At 55.4% G+C, this 16688-nt stretch carries 15 protein-coding genes; 8 read left to right on the top strand and 7 right to left on the bottom strand.

The window, feature by feature from the left end:
* Positions 1-56: 56 nt before the first annotated feature.
* Genes K341_RS0107800 through K341_RS0107790 form a run of 3 tightly spaced genes read left to right on the top strand, consistent with a single transcriptional unit; the run spans position 57 to position 3332 of the window.
* The gene (locus K341_RS0107800; protein WP_026762412.1) at positions 57-1223 is read left to right on the top strand and encodes a glycosyltransferase; all 1167 of its coding nucleotides are present in this window, start codon (positions 57-59) and stop codon (positions 1221-1223) included.
* Between the two features lie 12 nt (positions 1224-1235).
* On the top strand, positions 1236-2135 hold the full coding sequence (locus K341_RS0107795) for a VirK/YbjX family protein (protein ID WP_026762411.1): 900 nt from the start codon (positions 1236-1238) through the stop codon (positions 2133-2135).
* A 9-nt stretch (positions 2136-2144) separates the two neighbouring features.
* Positions 2145-3332 carry a glycosyltransferase gene (locus K341_RS0107790; RefSeq protein WP_026762410.1) on the top strand — a complete coding sequence of 396 codons (1188 nt, stop codon included), beginning with the start codon at positions 2145-2147 and terminating at the stop codon, positions 3330-3332.
* A 183-nt stretch (positions 3333-3515) separates the two neighbouring features.
* On the opposite strand, the gene K341_RS0107785 is transcribed toward K341_RS0107790, so the two are convergent.
* From K341_RS0107785 to K341_RS0107760, 6 genes are all read right to left on the bottom strand, one after another.
* A complete protein-coding gene (locus K341_RS0107785; protein ID WP_026762409.1) occupies positions 3516-4574 on the bottom strand; it encodes a tyrosine-type recombinase/integrase in 1059 nt (352 codons plus the stop codon).
* Between the two features lie 144 nt (positions 4575-4718).
* The gene (locus K341_RS0107780; protein WP_026762408.1) at positions 4719-5846 is read right to left on the bottom strand and encodes a M20/M25/M40 family metallo-hydrolase; all 1128 of its coding nucleotides are present in this window, start codon (positions 5844-5846) and stop codon (positions 4719-4721) included.
* A gap of 16 nt (positions 5847-5862) precedes the next feature.
* Entirely contained in the window at positions 5863-7137 is a 1275-nt protein-coding gene (gene dcuC, locus K341_RS0107775; protein ID WP_026762407.1) for a C4-dicarboxylate transporter DcuC, read from the bottom strand.
* 149 nt (positions 7138-7286) lie between these two features.
* The gene (locus tag K341_RS0107770) at positions 7287-8675 is read right to left on the bottom strand and encodes an aspartate ammonia-lyase (protein WP_026762406.1); all 1389 of its coding nucleotides are present in this window, start codon (positions 8673-8675) and stop codon (positions 7287-7289) included.
* Between the two features lie 48 nt (positions 8676-8723).
* A complete protein-coding gene (locus tag K341_RS0107765; RefSeq protein ID WP_026762405.1) occupies positions 8724-9650 on the bottom strand; it encodes a carbon-nitrogen hydrolase family protein in 927 nt (308 codons plus the stop codon).
* Positions 9651-9671: 21 nt separating this feature from the next.
* A complete protein-coding gene (locus tag K341_RS0107760; protein ID WP_026762404.1) occupies positions 9672-11063 on the bottom strand; it encodes an alanine/glycine:cation symporter family protein in 1392 nt (463 codons plus the stop codon).
* A gap of 150 nt (positions 11064-11213) precedes the next feature.
* Between K341_RS0107760 and K341_RS0107755 the strand changes: the two genes are divergently transcribed.
* Together K341_RS0107755 and K341_RS0107750 are read left to right on the top strand one after the other, a co-directional pair.
* Positions 11214-12104 (top strand): LysR family transcriptional regulator, encoded by an 891-nt coding sequence (locus tag K341_RS0107755; RefSeq protein WP_026762403.1) that lies wholly within the window; start codon positions 11214-11216, stop codon positions 12102-12104.
* 174 nt (positions 12105-12278) lie between these two features.
* Positions 12279-12926 (top strand): class II aldolase/adducin family protein, encoded by a 648-nt coding sequence (locus K341_RS0107750; RefSeq protein ID WP_026762402.1) that lies wholly within the window; start codon positions 12279-12281, stop codon positions 12924-12926.
* A 171-nt stretch (positions 12927-13097) separates the two neighbouring features.
* On the opposite strand, the gene K341_RS0107745 is transcribed toward K341_RS0107750, so the two are convergent.
* Entirely contained in the window at positions 13098-13556 is a 459-nt protein-coding gene (locus tag K341_RS0107745) for an Hsp20/alpha crystallin family protein (protein WP_026762401.1), read from the bottom strand.
* Between the two features lie 312 nt (positions 13557-13868).
* Between K341_RS0107745 and K341_RS0107740 the strand changes: the two genes are divergently transcribed.
* From K341_RS0107740 to K341_RS0107730, 3 genes are read left to right on the top strand one after another with little or no spacing between them, the layout of a single operon-like run.
* Positions 13869-14615 carry a DUF6630 family protein gene (locus K341_RS0107740; protein WP_248676888.1) on the top strand — a complete coding sequence of 249 codons (747 nt, stop codon included), beginning with the start codon at positions 13869-13871 and terminating at the stop codon, positions 14613-14615.
* 20 nt (positions 14616-14635) lie between these two features.
* Positions 14636-14998, top strand: a complete 363-nt coding sequence (locus tag K341_RS0107735; protein ID WP_026762399.1) for an arsenate reductase family protein — start codon at positions 14636-14638, stop codon at positions 14996-14998.
* A 28-nt stretch (positions 14999-15026) separates the two neighbouring features.
* Positions 15027-16010, top strand: coding sequence for a YeiH family protein (locus K341_RS0107730; protein WP_026762398.1), 984 nt, complete (start codon positions 15027-15029; stop codon positions 16008-16010).
* Positions 16011-16688 lie beyond the last annotated feature (678 nt).

Below are 16688 nucleotides of genomic sequence, written 5' to 3'. Positions count from 1 at the left end.
TAAAACGCATCGACTTTTCATGTAAGAATCAGCTAACTAAAACATGGAGGATCACCGTGAAAATTGCCATCTTTGAGAATATCATGACCCCCGGCGGGCATGAGGTCGATTTTGATCGCATTCTCGTTGAGGAACTGCGTGCTCTGGGACATGAGATCTCGTTTTATGTTCCGGAAGGATTCCAATTTGGCATGGATTACCATGTGCCTGTGCATAGGCTAAAAGGTGAAGTTGTTACATATACGGGGTTGCATGGGATAAAGAAAATATGTGCGGCAGTACGGAGAGAATGTCGGCGGCAGAATTGGTATAAGCAGCTTTATCAAGAGGCGACGGAAGGGAATATTGACGCAATTATTATTCCTACTGCCTCTTATCGCTATTTACGTGCACTTCGAAAAAATATCTTGAAAAACTCACCCGTTCCTATCGTTCTTATTTTGCATGGGATTAGACCGGACGATGCACCGACGATTTTGCGTGAAGCTGAGAAGCTTTTACCATATCCTAATATTAAACTGGTCGCTCTGACGCTGACGCAGAATGTTTTTGGCAAGCGGCTCAAGAATATCTACGCCATTGTCCCACCGGCGTATATTCCGCGCGATATAGATGCGCCTCCCGAAAACACAAAAAAAGAAACACTCACGATGGGGTTTTTTGGACAATATCGGCGCGAGAAAAAACTGGAAGATTTTCTTGCAGTGTTCATGAGCCGTGCTTATACGCGCCCTGTGAAACTTATTGTGCAAGGTGCAACCACACGACCGGAGGATGCGGCGGACTTTGACCGCATCATACGAAAATATGAAGGTCGGAAGAATATCGAGTTCTTGCATAAAGGATTGATCGGTGCGGATTGGCAGCGTATGATCGCTGATGTCGATACGATGCTTATGCCATATGCTGCGGAGCGATATCGTTATCAATGCAGTGCGATGCTGTTTACGGCGATCGGGTTTGGAAAAACTGTTGTTGTCAGCGATGAGATGAACCCCGAAGTATTTGAATCCTTTCACATTGGAGAGACGTTCCCAAGCGGTGATATGGAGGCTCTCGGGCGTACGATGGAGCAGTTCATCAATAATTATGATGTTAACGAGCCCCAATATCATGCGGAGCTTGCTCGTGCTGCAGAGCGATACGCGCCGAAGAAACTTGCTGTGCAGCTTATGGAACTTATTTCTGATCCTAAGTATAGTGGGACGAGTGTGACGGTTTAGAGGAATTGTTTTATGCTTGCAGAGATTTATGATGTTGCACGTCGTGCCTATCGGTTCAATCATTTACGGGAGGGGCGGCGTGCCGCTATTTTTATGTTGCGTGCAGCGCTGCATTGGAATGAACTTCGTGAACTATATCAATTTTTTCATGAGAATGGGGTTCGCACGGAACTCTATGCAAGAAATCCCTATATGATAGAACAGGCGACGCGCGCCTTTTTTTATGCGGGCTCTACGGTAAGTAGGCGTATTCGCCTGATTCAAGCACATTATGCATTCTTAGAAGAGAAATTGAGCGCAGAGCAGTTTATTAGTCTCGGTCTTGACGGTATCCATGAGATTTGGAGATCGCCCGAAAATGATATAGAATGGCGTGCCTATCTTAAATTCGAGCCGGGACAGCGCAAAGAAGGCTTGCTTTCCGTGATCATGGATGTGGACGGTGTGCATCTGTACCAAATTATCTTTTGGATTGATCATCGGGAGGGAAACCCGGCACTGGTGATCGGAGCGATGCAGGGACCAAATACCGATGATGCACAGAATTTTGTTCGTGAGATGACCAAACGCGCGCATCGGTTCCGTACGAAGAATCTCATCCTCTTTATGACACAGGCAGTGGCTCGTGCGCTTGGCGTGCGGCGAATTTTTGCCGTGTCCAATGCAGGATACTATGCCAATAACCATGTGCGGCGCGATCGCAAATTGAAAACGGACTTCGGCGCTTTTTGGGAGGAAGTCGGCGGGCATTTGACGGAGGATCATCGATTTTATGAACTTCCTCTCACACTCCATTGCAAAGCCATCGAGGAAGTCCCCGCACGAAAACGCGCTGTCTATCGAAGAAGGTTTCAGATGCTTGATGAGATTGACGAAGAAATTGAAAAGCAAATGCAGAAAATCCTGCGATAGGGGGCATTGATGCGCATCCTGACTGCGAATACGGCCGGCCTTGTGGGGGCGACCGGAGGAATGGAGAAGGTGAACTGTCTCTTTGCTAATGAAATGAGCCGCCGCGGGCATACGGTGGCGATGTTTCATTGTGACGACAAAGAGGGGGCGCCTTTTTTCCCGCTTGGCAGTTCTGTGCAGTGCTATAATTTACAGCACTATGGCGGGAAGCATATCAAGTATCCGCTGTGTTTAAGACTCAAACGCGAATTGCTTCGCCCATTCGATATTCGGCGTGCGCGTGGGGTAAATGATACGTTCTATGGACGATTGCAGGATCAGGCGCGCGCAGTTTTACAAAAATTTCAACCGGATGTCATTGTTGCGTTTCAGCCTGCCTCGAGTAAATTATTACTGTCCGATATAGGGACACATATTCCTGTGATTACGATGTCGCACGGGGATCCTGAGGATTATTTTCACACATATGCGACAGAGGAGATTCCGGCGCTCGGCAAGAGCGCTGCCTGTCAAGTTCTGATGCCGTCGTTTGCCGAGGCGATTACACGACGGTTTCCGGACATGAAAACGGTTGTGATCGGTAATGTTGTCGACCAGTATGGGGAATCGGCAAATCTTGCTGTGGAGAAGCCCGTATATAAGATTATATTTGTCGGCCGTTTGGTAAAAAATCATAAGCAGCCGCATCTTCTGATCGAGGCTTTTGCGCGTGTTGCAAAACAGTTTCCCGCGTGGCAAGTTGAGATTTGGGGAGGAGAGAGCCGCAGAGAATATACGCGGGAGCTTGAGAAACTCATTCGACGATACGGATTAGCAGAGCGTGTGTTTTTGAAAGGCGTGACGACGCATGTGGAAGAGGTTTTATCGGCAGGTGATCTCTTTGTATTTCCGAGCGCATACGAGGGATTTGGTCTTGCGCCGGCAGAAGCAATGAGCAAAGGGCTGCCCGTGATTGCCTATCGCAGCTGCGCGGCTGTAAACGAATTGGTTCGTGACGGTGTAACGGGGCTGCTATGCGAGGATGGGGTTGAACCTCTGGCGGCGGCAATGAAAAAATTGATGTCAGACCGTGCTCTGCGCGTACAGATGGGGGGAGCGGCACGCGAATCTATGCGGCAATATGCGCCTGATCGAATATGGTCTGCATGGGAGAATTTGATCAACGAGGCGGTAGCCGGTCGAGCAAGACGGGAGTGATCGGTTAGAAAAGGAATTGAAAATATTACGGCGATTAGATCGGTTTCGGTCATATCGGGCAATGGATAAAAGAACAGAAATCAGAATATAAAATATAAAAACCGTGTGTGTCCTATGGACCTACACGGTTTTATGTATACGCCTTTATGTCGGAAAAACGGCGGTTATCTAACGGCATTATGTTTACTCATCCACCTTCACGCCCGGGGTGATTCCGCGTGTATAGCGCCGTTCCATGCGGTCGTGGACGTGGGCGTATTTGGCGGTGACTTTGGGGCTGCGCTGGCGGAGGGTTTCCTGTACGACGCGCAGATCCTTGGTCTCTTGGTAGAGGTTCGTGCCGCAGCTGTGGCGGAAGAGGTGGCAGGCGTAGCCGGGCTGTTTGAGTCCCGCTGCGGTGAGCGCGCGGTTGATGACGTAGCGGATGCCGACGCGCGAGATACGCCCCTGTGCGTTGTTGGGGGAGCAGGAGATGATGGTCGGCGTGAGCCGATTTTCCTGCGGCACTGCGCCGCGCTCCTCGAGGTATGCCTTGAGGAGCTCTAGGGTTTCTTCGCAGGGGTAGATGAGCCCCGCGTGTCCTTTGCCGCGAACCTCGATGCGCCCGCGTTGCCAGTCGATGTCCTCGTCGGAGAGACGCATGACTTCGACGACGCGCAGTCCCTCGACGCCCATGAGGTAGACGATGAGGAGATTGCGGAGGCGTTTGAGGGCGTCTTTGTCCTCTTTGAGATAGGCACAGATCTCGCCGATCTGGTCGACGGTGAGATATTTATAGTCCTCGTCAAGGTGCTGCGGGTTGCGCAGTTGGAGGTCGGCGCAGGGATTTTCCGCGATAAAGGAAAGCCGCTGGGCGACTTTATAAAAGGCGCGGATGGCGGCGCCCTTGATCATGAGGGTCGCAGCGCTGTAATTGCTGCGGCGCATCTCCTCCATGTAGACGCGGATCTGATAGTCGCGGACGTCATTCAGCGGGTGCAGTCCCTGTTCTACGCACCAGCGGAGGAACAGGCGGATCGCAAGCTCGTAGGTGTCGCGCGTGTCCTCGGTCGGGGCGCCGCCCGCGATATAGCGCGGCAGATACTCATAGAAATGCGTGATGAAATACTCGGGCGTGATGGCATCCTGCCGAACGCTCAGCGCGGGGGCGTCCATGGGGCGCACGCTTCCGACGGATGCAGGGTGAGGGATGAGCGCGGGGACGCGCGCATCTGCGTCTTGATCTGTATTTCCTTTTTTCATTGTCCCGCCTCCTCCTTCGTTGATCGTTGAAGTGATTATATCACGTGGGAAAGGGGTTAGCAACAGGTGTTAAAATAGATGCGTTATGTACAGCAAAAGAGCTGTGCGCAAGTGCACAGCTCTTTTGCTGTCATGGGAGATTTTTTAGGATTTGAGCGCCGCCTGCCGTACGATCTCGAGGGCGAGTTCGGCGGCATTGTAGAGATCCTCTTCGAGGAGGGATTCTTCCTTCGTGTGGCAGTCGGTCATGCCGACGCCGAGGACGGTGGTCGGGATGCCGTAGGCGTTGAAGAAGTTCGCGTCGGAGCCGCCGCCCTCCTCCTCGAGGATGACGGGGAATCCGAGCGCGCCTGCGGCACGGTGCAGATACCGGATCGCGAGCGCGTCCTGCGGGAGTTCGTAGGGATCGTAGTCCTTCTTGACGGTGACGGTCGCGGTGCAGGACGCTTCTTTTGCCGTGCGCTCGGCGATCTCAACCATGCGCGCGGTGAGGGCGTCGAGTTTTGCCTTGTCGCGGCTGCGCGATTCGAAATTGATCGTGCAAAATTCTGCGACGACGTTGGTCGCCGTGCCGCCCGTGATGCGTCCCGCGTTGCAGGTGGTCTCCTCGTCGATGCGCCCCTGCGGCATGGCGGCGAGGATTTTGCCTGCGGCGATGATGGCGTTGCGTCCTGTGTCGGGGTCAACGCCCGCGTGGGACGCCTTGCCGCGCACGGCGACCTCGATCTGATTCTTGCCCGGCGCCTTGAACGCCGCCATGCCCGGGTGACCGTGCGTGTCGAGTGTAAAGCCGACGTCGGCGTGCAAGAGCGATTGGTCGATGTTCTGCGAGCCGTTCACGCCGCCCTCCTCGGCGACGGTAAAGACGATCTGCAGATCGCCGTGCGGGATGTGCTGCTCGCGCAGGCAGCGCAGCGTCTCGAGGATGGCGACGACGCCCGCCTTGTCATCCGCTCCGAGAATGGTTGTACCGTCCGAGCGGATCACGCCGTCCACGAGCTGTGGGCGAATACCCGCGCACGGCTCTACACAGTCCATATGTGCCGTCAGCATGACGGTCGGAACACCGGAAACCGATCCCTTGAAATTCGCGACGATGTTGCCGCAGTTGCCGCCGAGGATTTCCCCGGCATTGTCCTCATGAATCTCCGCGGCGCCGAGTTCCCGCAGCCGAGCGGTGAGCAGATTGCCCATTTCCCGTTCGTCGAGGGTGGAGCAGCGGATGGAGACGAGCGCGAAGAACTCGTCCAAAACTCTTTTCTTGTTGATCATGGCGTTACGCTTTCTATTAGAGGAAGAGCACAATCATGAACGTGACGGTCGCGAGCAGCATCGGGAGAGCGTTGCGTTTGGTGAGCTCCATGGGGCTGACCTTTGCAAGCCCTGCGCAGACGAGTGCTGCGCCTGCGACCGGCGACATGGAGCGTCCGATGGAACCTGCCATCTGTGCGAGCGAGCCGAGGTCGATGATGCTCATGCCGAACGAAGCTGCCTGCGGGGTAATCGCCCCGTTGAAGGCAAGCGCCGCCGCGTCGCCCGAGCCGGAGATGACAGCGATGAGGAAGGGACCGAATGCGCCCGCGAGCTTGGCAACGGATTCTGATCCCTTCATCGCTTCGATCAGGCTGTCCGTGAGCCCCATTGCCGCCATACCCGTGGTAAAGACTGCTGCGGCGATGATGAGTCCGATGACATCACCGTAGGCACTGCCCATACCGTTGAAGAATTTTTTTGTAATCTCCTGGGGATCTTGGCGTGTGACAATGATCGCGAGCACTGTGCCGACGATCATCGCGGTCGGCACATCGACGAGCGGGAGGAACGCAATCTGCTTGCTGCCAAGCACGAGCAGAATGAGCGGGACGAGGGGAACGAGCGCGTAAAGGGCATTGACCTTAAAGTTCTTGCCGCCCTCCTCCTTCTCGAGTTCTGCAAGATATGCCGCACTGCGCGCGGCATCCGGCCCCTCTTTGCGTATGGCTGCGATGACGGTGAGGGTAATCACCGCGACGATGGAGGCAATGATCGCGGCGGGCACCTGCGCCATGATGACGGTCATGAGGTCGGTCTGTGCGAGGTCGGCGACGAAGATGTTGTGCGCCTGTCCCGGACTGATCGCGCTGCCCCATGTGCCTGCGAGCACCGCCGCCGCCGCCATCGCGGGATGGACGCCCGCAGCCATGAGCGTGGGGATGAGGATGCTGCCGACCGCCGCCGAACAGCCGGCAGCGCTTGGGATGGCGATGTTGATCCACCATGTGAGGAGCGTTGCCAGCGGAATGAGGATGAATTTGCTCCGCGTAATGACGCCCGAGATCGATTCGACGAGGTGACGGTCGCACGTCGTGATTTTCATGACATACGAAAAGCCCATGACCGTACAGATGACCGGCACGAGTGAGCCGTGCACCATCGTCTTGCTGAATGCTGCGACGGCATTGCCGCCTACGCCGCCGATGAAGCACATTAAAAAACCTGCGGCAATGAGCACCATGCGTGTCTCGTACTTTTTGATGATGGCAACAAAGGCGAGGATAACAATAATTCCTCCGGTGATAGCCAATGAAACGACCTCCTTAAAAAATACAGAAAATTACCTTATTCGAATTATTTTCGGCAGATACGGGCGAAATCCTTTCCAATGCACCGGAAAAATTTCAATAAAATAAGCCGATACACAGCAAAATCATGTCGTGTATCGGCAGAGAAAACTTATTCGGCGATGCCCGGGCGTGTCATCTGACGCGGGGAGAGGATGTGATCGAGCTCTTTTTTCGAGAGGAGGCCGCAGTCCAGAACGATCTCGCGGATGGGCTTTCCTGTTGTATAGGCCTCGCGTGCGAGCTCGGCGGATTTCTCATACCCGATGTGCGGCAGGAGCGCCGTGACGATGCCGACGCTGTTGTCAAGCCACTTTTGACACTGATCGACGTTTGGCACAAGGTCGACGAGCAGTTTCTCGACAAAGGTGTTGACGGCGCGCGTGAGGTAATTCAGCGAGTTGAACATGTTGAACGCCATCACCGGCTCCATCACGTTCAACTCGAATTGTCCGTTCTCCACGGCGAGCGTGACGGCGAGATCGCCGGCGATCACCTGATAGCATGCCTGATCGAGTACCTCCGCGATGACGGGGTTCACCTTGCCCGGCATGATGGACGAGCCCGGCTGACGCATCGGCAAATGCAGCTCGTTCAGCCCGCAGCGCGGTCCCGATGCCATAAGTCGGAAATCGTTGGCAAGCTTGATGAGGACGAGCGCCGCATTCTTCAGCGCGGACGAGACGTCGGCGAACGCATCGGTGTTGTTCGTTGCGTCGATGATGTTCTGCGACGTGCGGTACTGCTCGCCTGTGACCTCCGAGAGACGCTTTGCGACCGCCTTGATGTACGCCGGCTCCGCGTTGAGTCCCGTGCCGACGGCGGTGCCGCCCATATTGATCGTATGGATATGCCGCAGAACGTAGCGGATACGCCGAATCGAACGGCGCACCGCGGACGCGTACGAGCCCATCTCCTGCCCGAGCGTGATGGGGACGGCATCCTGCAAATGCGTGCGCCCCATCTTGAGGATGCCGCGGTATGCCGTCGCCTTGCGCTCGAGTTCTGCGGCAAGCCGGTCGAGCGATAAGACAAAGCGCGTCCCCTTCGCCGAGAGACACACCTTGATGCCCGTCGGGAACGCGTCGTTCGTCGACTGCGCCATATTCGCGTGATTGTTCGGCGAAATGATGTCATAGCGTCCCTTTTCCTCGCCGCGCAGCTCGAGCGCACGGTTGCAGAGCACCTCGTTCATGTTCATATTGATGGATGTCCCCGCGCCGCCCTGAATCGGATCGATGGGGAACTGGTCGAACATTTCGCCCGCAATGACCTCGTCGGCGGCGCGTACGAGAACATCACCAATCTCATGCGGGAGACGCCCCGTGTCCATGTTTGCAAGCGCCGCGGCTTTTTTTACCTGCGCGAGCGCCACGATGAAATCAGGGTCAAGTTTTTGCCCTGTAATGCGGAAATTCTCGATGGCGCGCATCGTTTGAACGCCGTAGTACACATCGTCGGGTACCTCAAGACTGCCCAAGAAATCGTGTTCTGTTCTCATGATACTGCTCTCCTCATCCGTTTGTGCAGAATGTGGCGCCTGCAGAGTTTATTTGTCGTTGATTTTGAGTTCGAGTACGTCGGGGCGTGCGTAGTGACCACAGGGATCAAACTCCATTTTGGCCGACGCAGCCTTGCCGAGGTCGAGCGTCGTGACGATGAGCTCCTCTTTGTCCCAGACGGGCTCGGTATAGAAATTGCCGAATGGATCGATCACGCAGCTGCCGCCCCGGCAGACAATCTCAGGCAGCCGATCAATCTCCTCGGAGCAGTGCAGCCGGGCGCGGGGATAGTCGTCCCGCGTGAAGACCATGTCCGCGTTGATGAAGTAGCAGCGGCCTTCAAGCCCGATGTGCTGTACCGTGTTGATCCACGAGGGAACGTCGTTCGTGTTCGGCGCGATGAGGATGTTCACGCCGCGGTCGTAGAGTGCCGCGCGCGCGAGCGGCATATAGTTCTCCCAGCAGATGAGGCTTCCCAACGGCCCCCATGGACTGTCGATCGTCGGGAAGTAGCCGCGGTTCGCGTCGCCCCAGACAAAGCGCTCCGCGCCGGTCGGCTTGAGCTTGCGGTGGACGGAGGCAAGCGCACCGTCGGGTGTGAACATCAGATTTGTATTGTAGAGTGTACCCGTCGTATCGTCACGTTCAGAGACGCCGATGCTGATATAGGCATGGTGCTTCTTTGCCGCGGCGCCGATGGCGGCCGTTTCTGCCCCCGGGCAAACAACGGAGTTGTCATAGTAGAGTTTCCAATCCTTGCGTCCGTCCTCGCTGCGGCTGCCAACGGTGAACCCGAAGGTCATGCCGAAGGGGTATCCGGGGAGGAACAGCTCGGGGAATACGATGAGCTCGGCGTCTTTCTCAGCAGCCTTTTCAATCCATTCGAGTGTTTTTTTGAGAGACGCTGCTTTGTCAAACATGACGGGGGCTGCCTGAATCAGACCAAGACGGCAGGTTTCCTTGAAATCCTTCATAATATAGCTCCTTTAACACGTTCAGTTGCTGCGGCTGCGATAGAGTTCGACGACGTCCGCGTCATAGTCCCATAGCGGCGTATCGGTCGTTTTCTTCTTCTGCCGGTAGTCTTTGAGCGCAAAGACTACGTATTTGGACAGACGGAACAATGCGATAACGTTGAAAAGCACCATGAGAGCACCGAATAGATCGGAGAACTCCCACATAGAAGTGACGGGGACGATAGAGCCGAAAAGGATCAGCGCAAGTGCGAAGATCCGATATGCGGTTACGGCGTGTTCCTTGTCCGGGAAGAGGTAGCGCGTATTCACCTCACCGTAATACATATTGGCAAGCAGCGTTGTATAGCCGAACAGGAACATCGCGGCGGCGACAAGCCAGTAGCCAAGGTCGCCGAACGAAGCGGAGAATGCGGCCTGTGTCAGCTGGATCCCTTTTAGATCACCGTTCAGAGCGCCCGAGAGCAGGATACAGAATGCCGTGCAGCTGCAGACGATGATCGTTGTCACGAAAACACCGAGCATTCCGGAAAGCCCTTGGTTCACAGGATGCTTGACATTTGCCGCCGCGTGCATGGACGGAGTCGTTCCGGCGCCTGCATCATTGCTGAACAGCCCGCGTGCGACACCATAGCGGAACGCCTCCTGCACCGTGTAGCCGAGCGCCCCGCCCGCCGCCTGTTGAATACCGAATGCGGAGTCGAAGATAAGGCGGAGCATATCGGCAATCCACTCAGCGTGCGTCACGAGCACGATGAGCGCAAGGATGATATAGGCGAATGCCATGAAGGGAACGACGTAGGACGCGACGGTGGACAGTCGTTTGATGCCGCCGAAGATAACGAGCGCCGTAAGGATCACGAGCACTGCCCCGACACCGAGCGGCGGGAGCGCGGCTTGACCGCTGAACGACCCCGCGATGGAGTTGCTCTGTACCATACAGTAAACGACGCCGTTGCCGAGAATGACCGAGACAGAAAAGAGGATGGGGAGTACGCGGGCGTTCAGCCCTCGTCTCATGTAGTATGCGGGACCTCCGCGAAACGTCGTTCCGTCTTCGTTTCGCACACGGAACATCTGCGCGAGTACCGCCTCGCCGAACATGATGGGCATACCGAGGATGGCCGTTACCCACATCCAAAAGATCGCGCCGGGACCGCCCGAGGCGAGCGCCGTTGCAACGCCGACGAGACTGCCCGCACCGACTTCGCTGCCGATGGCCGAGCAGAGCGCACCGAATGCACTGACGCCTGTCGCGTCGCGGCTGGCCTTCCAGAGGTTTGGCACAAGCTGGGTGAAGTACCTTACCTGCGGCACGCCGAGGCGGATCGTGTAGAAAATACCGCATGAAAGCAGGAGACCGGCAATCAGCCAGCCCCAAAAGATGCCGTTGACGGCTTTGATGATTTCCACGGCAAAGCTCCTTTCTCCAAACAGGAAATATAGCGGCAGAATAACGGTTGCGTCTTTCTATATTTATGGTATCATAAAAGAAACACTTAAGTAAAATTGAGAATAGTAAATTTCTTTATCGAAAAAAATGATGGAAAGGAGGGGAGATTTATGGAGCTGCGGAACATTAAGACCTTCGTTTATGCGGCTGAGACGGGAAGCTTTACCGAGGCGGCGCAGCGGCAGAACTATGCGCAGTCAACGGTAACACAGCAGATTCGCCTGTTGGAGGAAGAACTTGGTACAGAGTTGTTTATTCGTATGGGACGCCGTGTGGCGCTTTCGAGTGCCGGGCGTGCCTTCTTGTGGCATGCAAATCGCATGATTGCCTTGGAACAAGAGACCCTGGCACAGTTCCGCGGGGCGGCAGAGCCGGAAGGAATCTTTTTCATCGGTGTTATTGAAACGATTGCCACATCGCATTATATGAACAGCATCGGTGCGTTCCTGCAGCGGTATCCGCATGTTCGGCTGCAAGTGCATGTGAGCACGGCGCCGCAGCTCCGGCAGGAACTCCTGCGGGGCGGCATCGATATGGCGATCCTCCTCGATCGGTTCAGCGAAATGCCGAACATACGCCTCCTGTATCATGTGCCGTCTCCCATACAATTTATTGCAGCTCCGGACAATTCCTTTGCGCACCGTCCTGTTCGTTTGGAGGAGTTGACGAAGACCGCGTGGATCCTGACTGAGCGGGGGACAAACTACCGCAAGCAGCTGGAAGATGATCTGGCAGCGCGCCGGCTTTTTTTATATGATCGTCTCGAAATCGGCACGAGCAAGACCATCATCGACTTTGTCGCGGCAGGGTTGGGGATATCCATCTTACCTGCCGTCACGGTTGCCAATGCGATTTGTGATCATCGTGTCGTCCCCCTTGATGTTGTGGATTATGAAATGAACATGGAGCTGCAGATCCTCGCGGTGAAAGACCGGTGGCTGCCGCAGCCGCTGATGCTTCTGGCCGAGATGGTTGCCGCTGCTTTTGCGGAGAAAGGCTAACCACGGGTGCCGATTGGCAATGAATAAGCACGGAAAGAATGCGTACTACGGGCAGGGATAAAGTTCGACTGACGCGAGACTCCGGTGCAGGCGCGCAGAAGGAAATTCTGCGGCGATCGCGAAATAAAGAAGTGGATACGCCGGATGTATGGAAATATTGTGGGGTGACAGCGCATGACAAAAGCGGAAGAGGTTGTGTTCTACGCCAAGCTGCTGGATGAGAAGGGCTTGGTAAACTCCCTGGAAGGGAATATTTCCGTGCTGGATCGGACGGAGGGGAAACTCTACATTACGCCCTCCGGCAAGAGAAAATCCCTGGTTACGCCCGATATGATCGCCGTCATGCGCGGCGATGAACAGGTCGGCGGCAGCTGCAGGCGGTCAAGCGAATATTTGCTCCATCGGGCGGCGCTCGACGCGCGGCCGGACTGCAGTGCCGCCGTGCACGTCCACGCACCGTATCTCACAGCCTATGCCTTCTGCAGTCGGTCAATCCGTCTGCGCTGCTCCACCACCTTTGGGCTTCTCTTTGAGGATATTCCCTGTCTGCCCTACGGACAACCGGGCACGCCCGCAATTGCGGACGGCATCGAGGAGGCGATCGCGCACCGCGATCTGCTGCTCCTTGCAAATCACGGCTGTATTGCCGTGGGTGCGACGCTGGAAGAGGCTGTCGCGCTGATCGAAGCGGGCGAAGAAGTTATGAAAATCTATGCGCTCGCGCGTGCCGCGGGAGAAGTCAGCGACATCCCGCCGGCAGATTGGGAGCGCATGTGCGAAGAACACCCGGGGAGCGTACGGAACCGGCATAGGAAGGCATGACGCAACAGAAAATACCTGCAAAGCTGTCGCCGCGTATCCTTGCCGTCCGACAGAAAACTGCATATAAAAAAGACAGACGAGACACCTGCCAAACGGCAGGTAATCGTCTGTCTTTCGCTATGGGAGTTTATGGGAGATAACGCGTCCGCTCGCAGGGAACAACGCTGCGGGTCAGTTAATCTCGATCTGCTTGCGCGGCGCGTCGCCGGCGGCTTTGGGCAGTTTGACCTGCAGCACGCCGTCCTTGAACTCCGCGTGAATGTTCGCGTCGTCGATGCCGTCGATGTAGAACGAACGGCTCACCTCACCCGTATGACGCTCGCGGCGGATGTAGTTGCCCGCGTCGTCCTTCTCGTCCTTCGACTCGCTGCGGGTGGCGGCGATCGTCAGATAGCCGTTCTCGTAGTTGAGGTTAATGTCCTCCTTTGCCATGCCCGGCAGATCGGCGGTCAGCTCATAGTGATCGTCCGCATCCTTCACGTCCACCTTGAACGAGCCCGCGCCCCAGTTTGCGGCAGGAAACCCATCGTGGAAGAAGGAATCGCGCATCGCGTCAAAGAGAGCGAAGGGATTCGCGTTATCGTTGCGGCTGAGTCCGCGCCGCCCGGCAAAAGGTACCAATCCAAACATGATGATCAACTCCTCGTTGTGCTTTATTCCGGTGCGCGTACCGTTTGGAGAGCCGCGCGCCGTTCACTGTCTGTTTTGGAAGGGGGGGCTTTCTTCATCGCCCGCCTTCTGATTGTTATTATACAACGAAAAGTCAAAAAGTCAATAGGTCAAAAAGAAAAAAGTTGAAAAATTTTTCCGTGCTTGTATAATGAAGTGGAAGCGGCGATATATTTCAATTGCCGATGAGCGCGCGTAAAGGGCAGTGTGGTTACGATGAATTTCTATCACCTGATTCAGGAAAAAGTATTTCACACCTATGAAGACTGGCACATGAAAAGCCCGATATATGATCGCAGCGGCTTCCATATCACGGGCATCGATAATTCGCTCCGCGCGATGCGGGACGGACATATCATGTATACGGAGATACGCCCGCCGCATGAGATCGGCGGCTGCACGCTGATGCAAGCGGTTGTCGGGGCACGTCAAGAGTGTGTGGATTTATATCTGGACGTCCGGAATAAAAAATATCGGATCACCGACTTGCACTATGAAGATGCCGTGCGGATGATGCGAAATTTCGTGAAGGATCGCCGGCTTCCCGAATCCGGCACATACGTTGAAGTCCCGGAGGACGATGCGGAAAAACGCGCGGCGTCCTTTGCCGCCTTAGCGGAGCTGCTGACGGGCGATGCGGGGTATGCCAAGCAATTCATTGGGAAGGCAGACCCGGAGGAGATCGAAACCGCATGGATGCGGCTTTCTGAAGAGCTGCTGCGAAGAGGAAGGGCGACTGCGCTTGACGCCAAAAGTGAAAAAGCCGATTTTCTCTCTGCCGTAAAGCAATTGACCGCAGGTCTGCCGGTCGCAATCCATGAAGATATGCTTGGTGAGACCGAAAATATAGAGCAGTGGTGCAAAGCCCTGAATGACGCGTGGCGCGGCTATGTGCTTGCGGCGCAGGATGTCGGCAGTGACAACTATGTATTGATCGTGCTCACGGAAGAAGATTTTGCTAGGGCGAAGGAACTTGCGAGAACAATTTCGCATCATATTGCCCGTGCTGAAGATATGTAAGTATGAGGGAGGAACATCATATGACAAAGGAAATTTTATTCATCGGCTACCCGAAGTGCTCGACCTGCCAAAAGGCGGAGAAGTTCCTGCGGGCGCACGGCTGCGGCGCGCCGATGCGCGACATCAAGGCACAGCCGCCGACGGCGGACGAACTGCGCGCGTGGCATGAGCGCAGCGGTCTGCCGCTCAAGCGGTTTTTCAACACGAGCGGACTGAAATATAAAGAACTCGGGCTGAAGGACAAGCTGCCCGCGATGACGGAGGAGGAGCAGTACGCACTGCTCGCCACGGACGGGATGCTCGTCAAGCGTCCCCTGATCATCACGCCGAAGGGGATTCTCACGGGATTTCGCGAGAAGGAGTGGGCGGAGCTGCTTTCGTGACGGTGTTCCTCGATAGAAAGGATTTTGGATGAAACGGGAAGATCTGAAGGGCATCCTCTACACGCTCATTTTTGCGATTGCCGCCTATGTGCTCGGTGGCTATTTCCCCATCGTCGGCGGTCCTGTGTTCGGCATCCTCATCGGGATGCTGTTTGCGCGGCGCCGCCGTCCGAAGTCGGTGGAGAGCGGCATTCGCTTTACGGGCAAGAAGATTTTGCAGTATGCCATCATCCTGCTTGGCTTTGAGATGAATCTCTTTCACGTCGCCGAGGTGGGGGCGCAGTCGCTCTACGTCATGATATTCACATTGATCGCGGCGTTCGGCGCGGCGTTTCTCATGGGGAAAGCGCTCGGACTCGACCGCGATATGACGTCGCTCGTCGGGGCGGGCACCGCCATCTGCGGCGGCTCTGCGATTGCCGCCGTTGCGCCCGTCATCGGGGCGAAGGATCGGGACGTCGTGATTTCGATTGCGACGATTTTCCTCTTTAATGTGCTCGCGGTCTTTATTTTCCCCGCCATCGGGCACAGCTACGGCATGACGGACGCGGGCTTCGGCATGTGGGCGGGCACCGCCATCAACGACACCTCGTCCGTTGTTGCGGCGGGCTACGCGTACAGTCACGAGGCGGGGGCGTACGCGACCATCGTGAAGCTCACGCGCACACTGATGATCGTGCCCGTCTGTCTCTTCTTTGCGCTACTCGTTTCACGCCGTGCGAAGGAGACGGGCGCGGGCTTTTCCCTGCGGCGCATCTTCCCGATGTTCGTGCTCTATTTCGTCCTCGCCTGCATCGTGAATACGACGGGCGTTCTGCCGGCGGAGGTATCGCACGGGCTCGGCGCACTGGGAAAGTTCGCCATCGTCATGGCGATGAGCGCCATCGGGCTGAACACCGACCTCGCATCGCTCGTAAAGAACGGGCTGCGGCCGCTCGCCCTCGGGCTCGTCTGCTGGATCGCCGTCGCGGGAACGTCCATCATCGTACAGCGCGCGCTCGGACTGCTCTAATATGAGCAGCGTATTTTTGTGCTTGTCAGGAGACGTGTAAGCTGTTATAATGAGAACAGAAAGAACGCCCCTCGGGCGGCATCTTTCCAAAATTAAGCGTTTATTTTATATTAACCGCACATTGTGGAGATGGGCGGTTATTTCTTTGTAAGAACTAGTAGGTAACCGGTCGCTGCGATGAGCAATACAATCGCATCCGCTATGGTCATACCTACCACCCCCTTTCGGGGGAAAGATACCGCCAAGTCCGAGGAACGTTCCTATGATATTATAGCGAACATCTGTATTGGATGCAATACGGTATTTTGGACTTGCGAGATGATGAACAAGCTGTTATAATAGCCATAGAAAGAACGCCCCTCGGGCGGCATCTTTCCAGAATTACGGGTTATTTTTATTTAACCGCTCATTGTCCGGATGGGCGGTTATTTCTTTAGAATGACGAGCAAGTAACCTGTTGCTGCAACGAGTAGTACTACTGCGTCCGCTATGGTCATTGTCATCACCCCCTTTCGGGGGAAAGACACCGCCAAAGTCCGGGGAACGTTCCAATGATATTATAGCGAACGTTTGTATTGTATGCAATACTGTATTGTATTTTGGAGGTTCGTTGTAAAATGAAGTTGAACAGCTAAACAAAAACAAAATCCATAGTGACATCCCGTGCTATAATGGTTC

It is taken from the genome of Centipeda artemidis DSM 19719 (genome assembly GCF_000426665.1).
GTDB classification, from domain to species: domain Bacteria; phylum Bacillota; class Negativicutes; order Selenomonadales; family Selenomonadaceae; genus Centipeda; species Centipeda artemidis.
Note: the sequence above shows the minus strand (reverse complement) of the source record. Positions and strands in the feature narration are given on the sequence as shown.

What these genes read in the sequence shown, in the direction of transcription:
- K341_RS0107795 (WP_026762411.1), top strand. Translation starts at nt 1,236, where the DNA reads ATGCTTGCAGAGATTTATGATGTTGCACGTCGTGCCTATCGGTTCAAT.
- K341_RS0107790 (WP_026762410.1), top strand. Translation starts at nt 2,145, where the DNA reads ATGCGCATCCTGACTGCGAATACGGCCGGCCTTGTGGGGGCGACCGGA.
- K341_RS0107785 (WP_026762409.1), bottom strand. Translation starts at nt 4,574, where the DNA reads ATGAAAAAAGGAAATACAGATCAAGACGCAGATGCGCGCGTCCCCGCG.
- K341_RS0107780 (WP_026762408.1), bottom strand. Translation starts at nt 5,846, where the DNA reads ATGATCAACAAGAAAAGAGTTTTGGACGAGTTCTTCGCGCTCGTCTCC.
- K341_RS0107770 (WP_026762406.1), bottom strand. Translation starts at nt 8,675, where the DNA reads ATGAGAACAGAACACGATTTCTTGGGCAGTCTTGAGGTACCCGACGAT.
- K341_RS0107765 (WP_026762405.1), bottom strand. Translation starts at nt 9,650, where the DNA reads ATGAAGGATTTCAAGGAAACCTGCCGTCTTGGTCTGATTCAGGCAGCC.
- K341_RS0107755 (WP_026762403.1), top strand. Translation starts at nt 11,214, where the DNA reads ATGGAGCTGCGGAACATTAAGACCTTCGTTTATGCGGCTGAGACGGGA.
- K341_RS0107750 (WP_026762402.1), top strand. Translation starts at nt 12,279, where the DNA reads ATGACAAAAGCGGAAGAGGTTGTGTTCTACGCCAAGCTGCTGGATGAG.
- K341_RS0107745 (WP_026762401.1), bottom strand. Translation starts at nt 13,556, where the DNA reads ATGTTTGGATTGGTACCTTTTGCCGGGCGGCGCGGACTCAGCCGCAAC.
- K341_RS0107740 (WP_248676888.1), top strand. Translation starts at nt 13,869, where the DNA reads ATGAAAAGCCCGATATATGATCGCAGCGGCTTCCATATCACGGGCATC.
- K341_RS0107735 (WP_026762399.1), top strand. Translation starts at nt 14,636, where the DNA reads ATGACAAAGGAAATTTTATTCATCGGCTACCCGAAGTGCTCGACCTGC.
- K341_RS0107730 (WP_026762398.1), top strand. Translation starts at nt 15,027, where the DNA reads ATGAAACGGGAAGATCTGAAGGGCATCCTCTACACGCTCATTTTTGCG.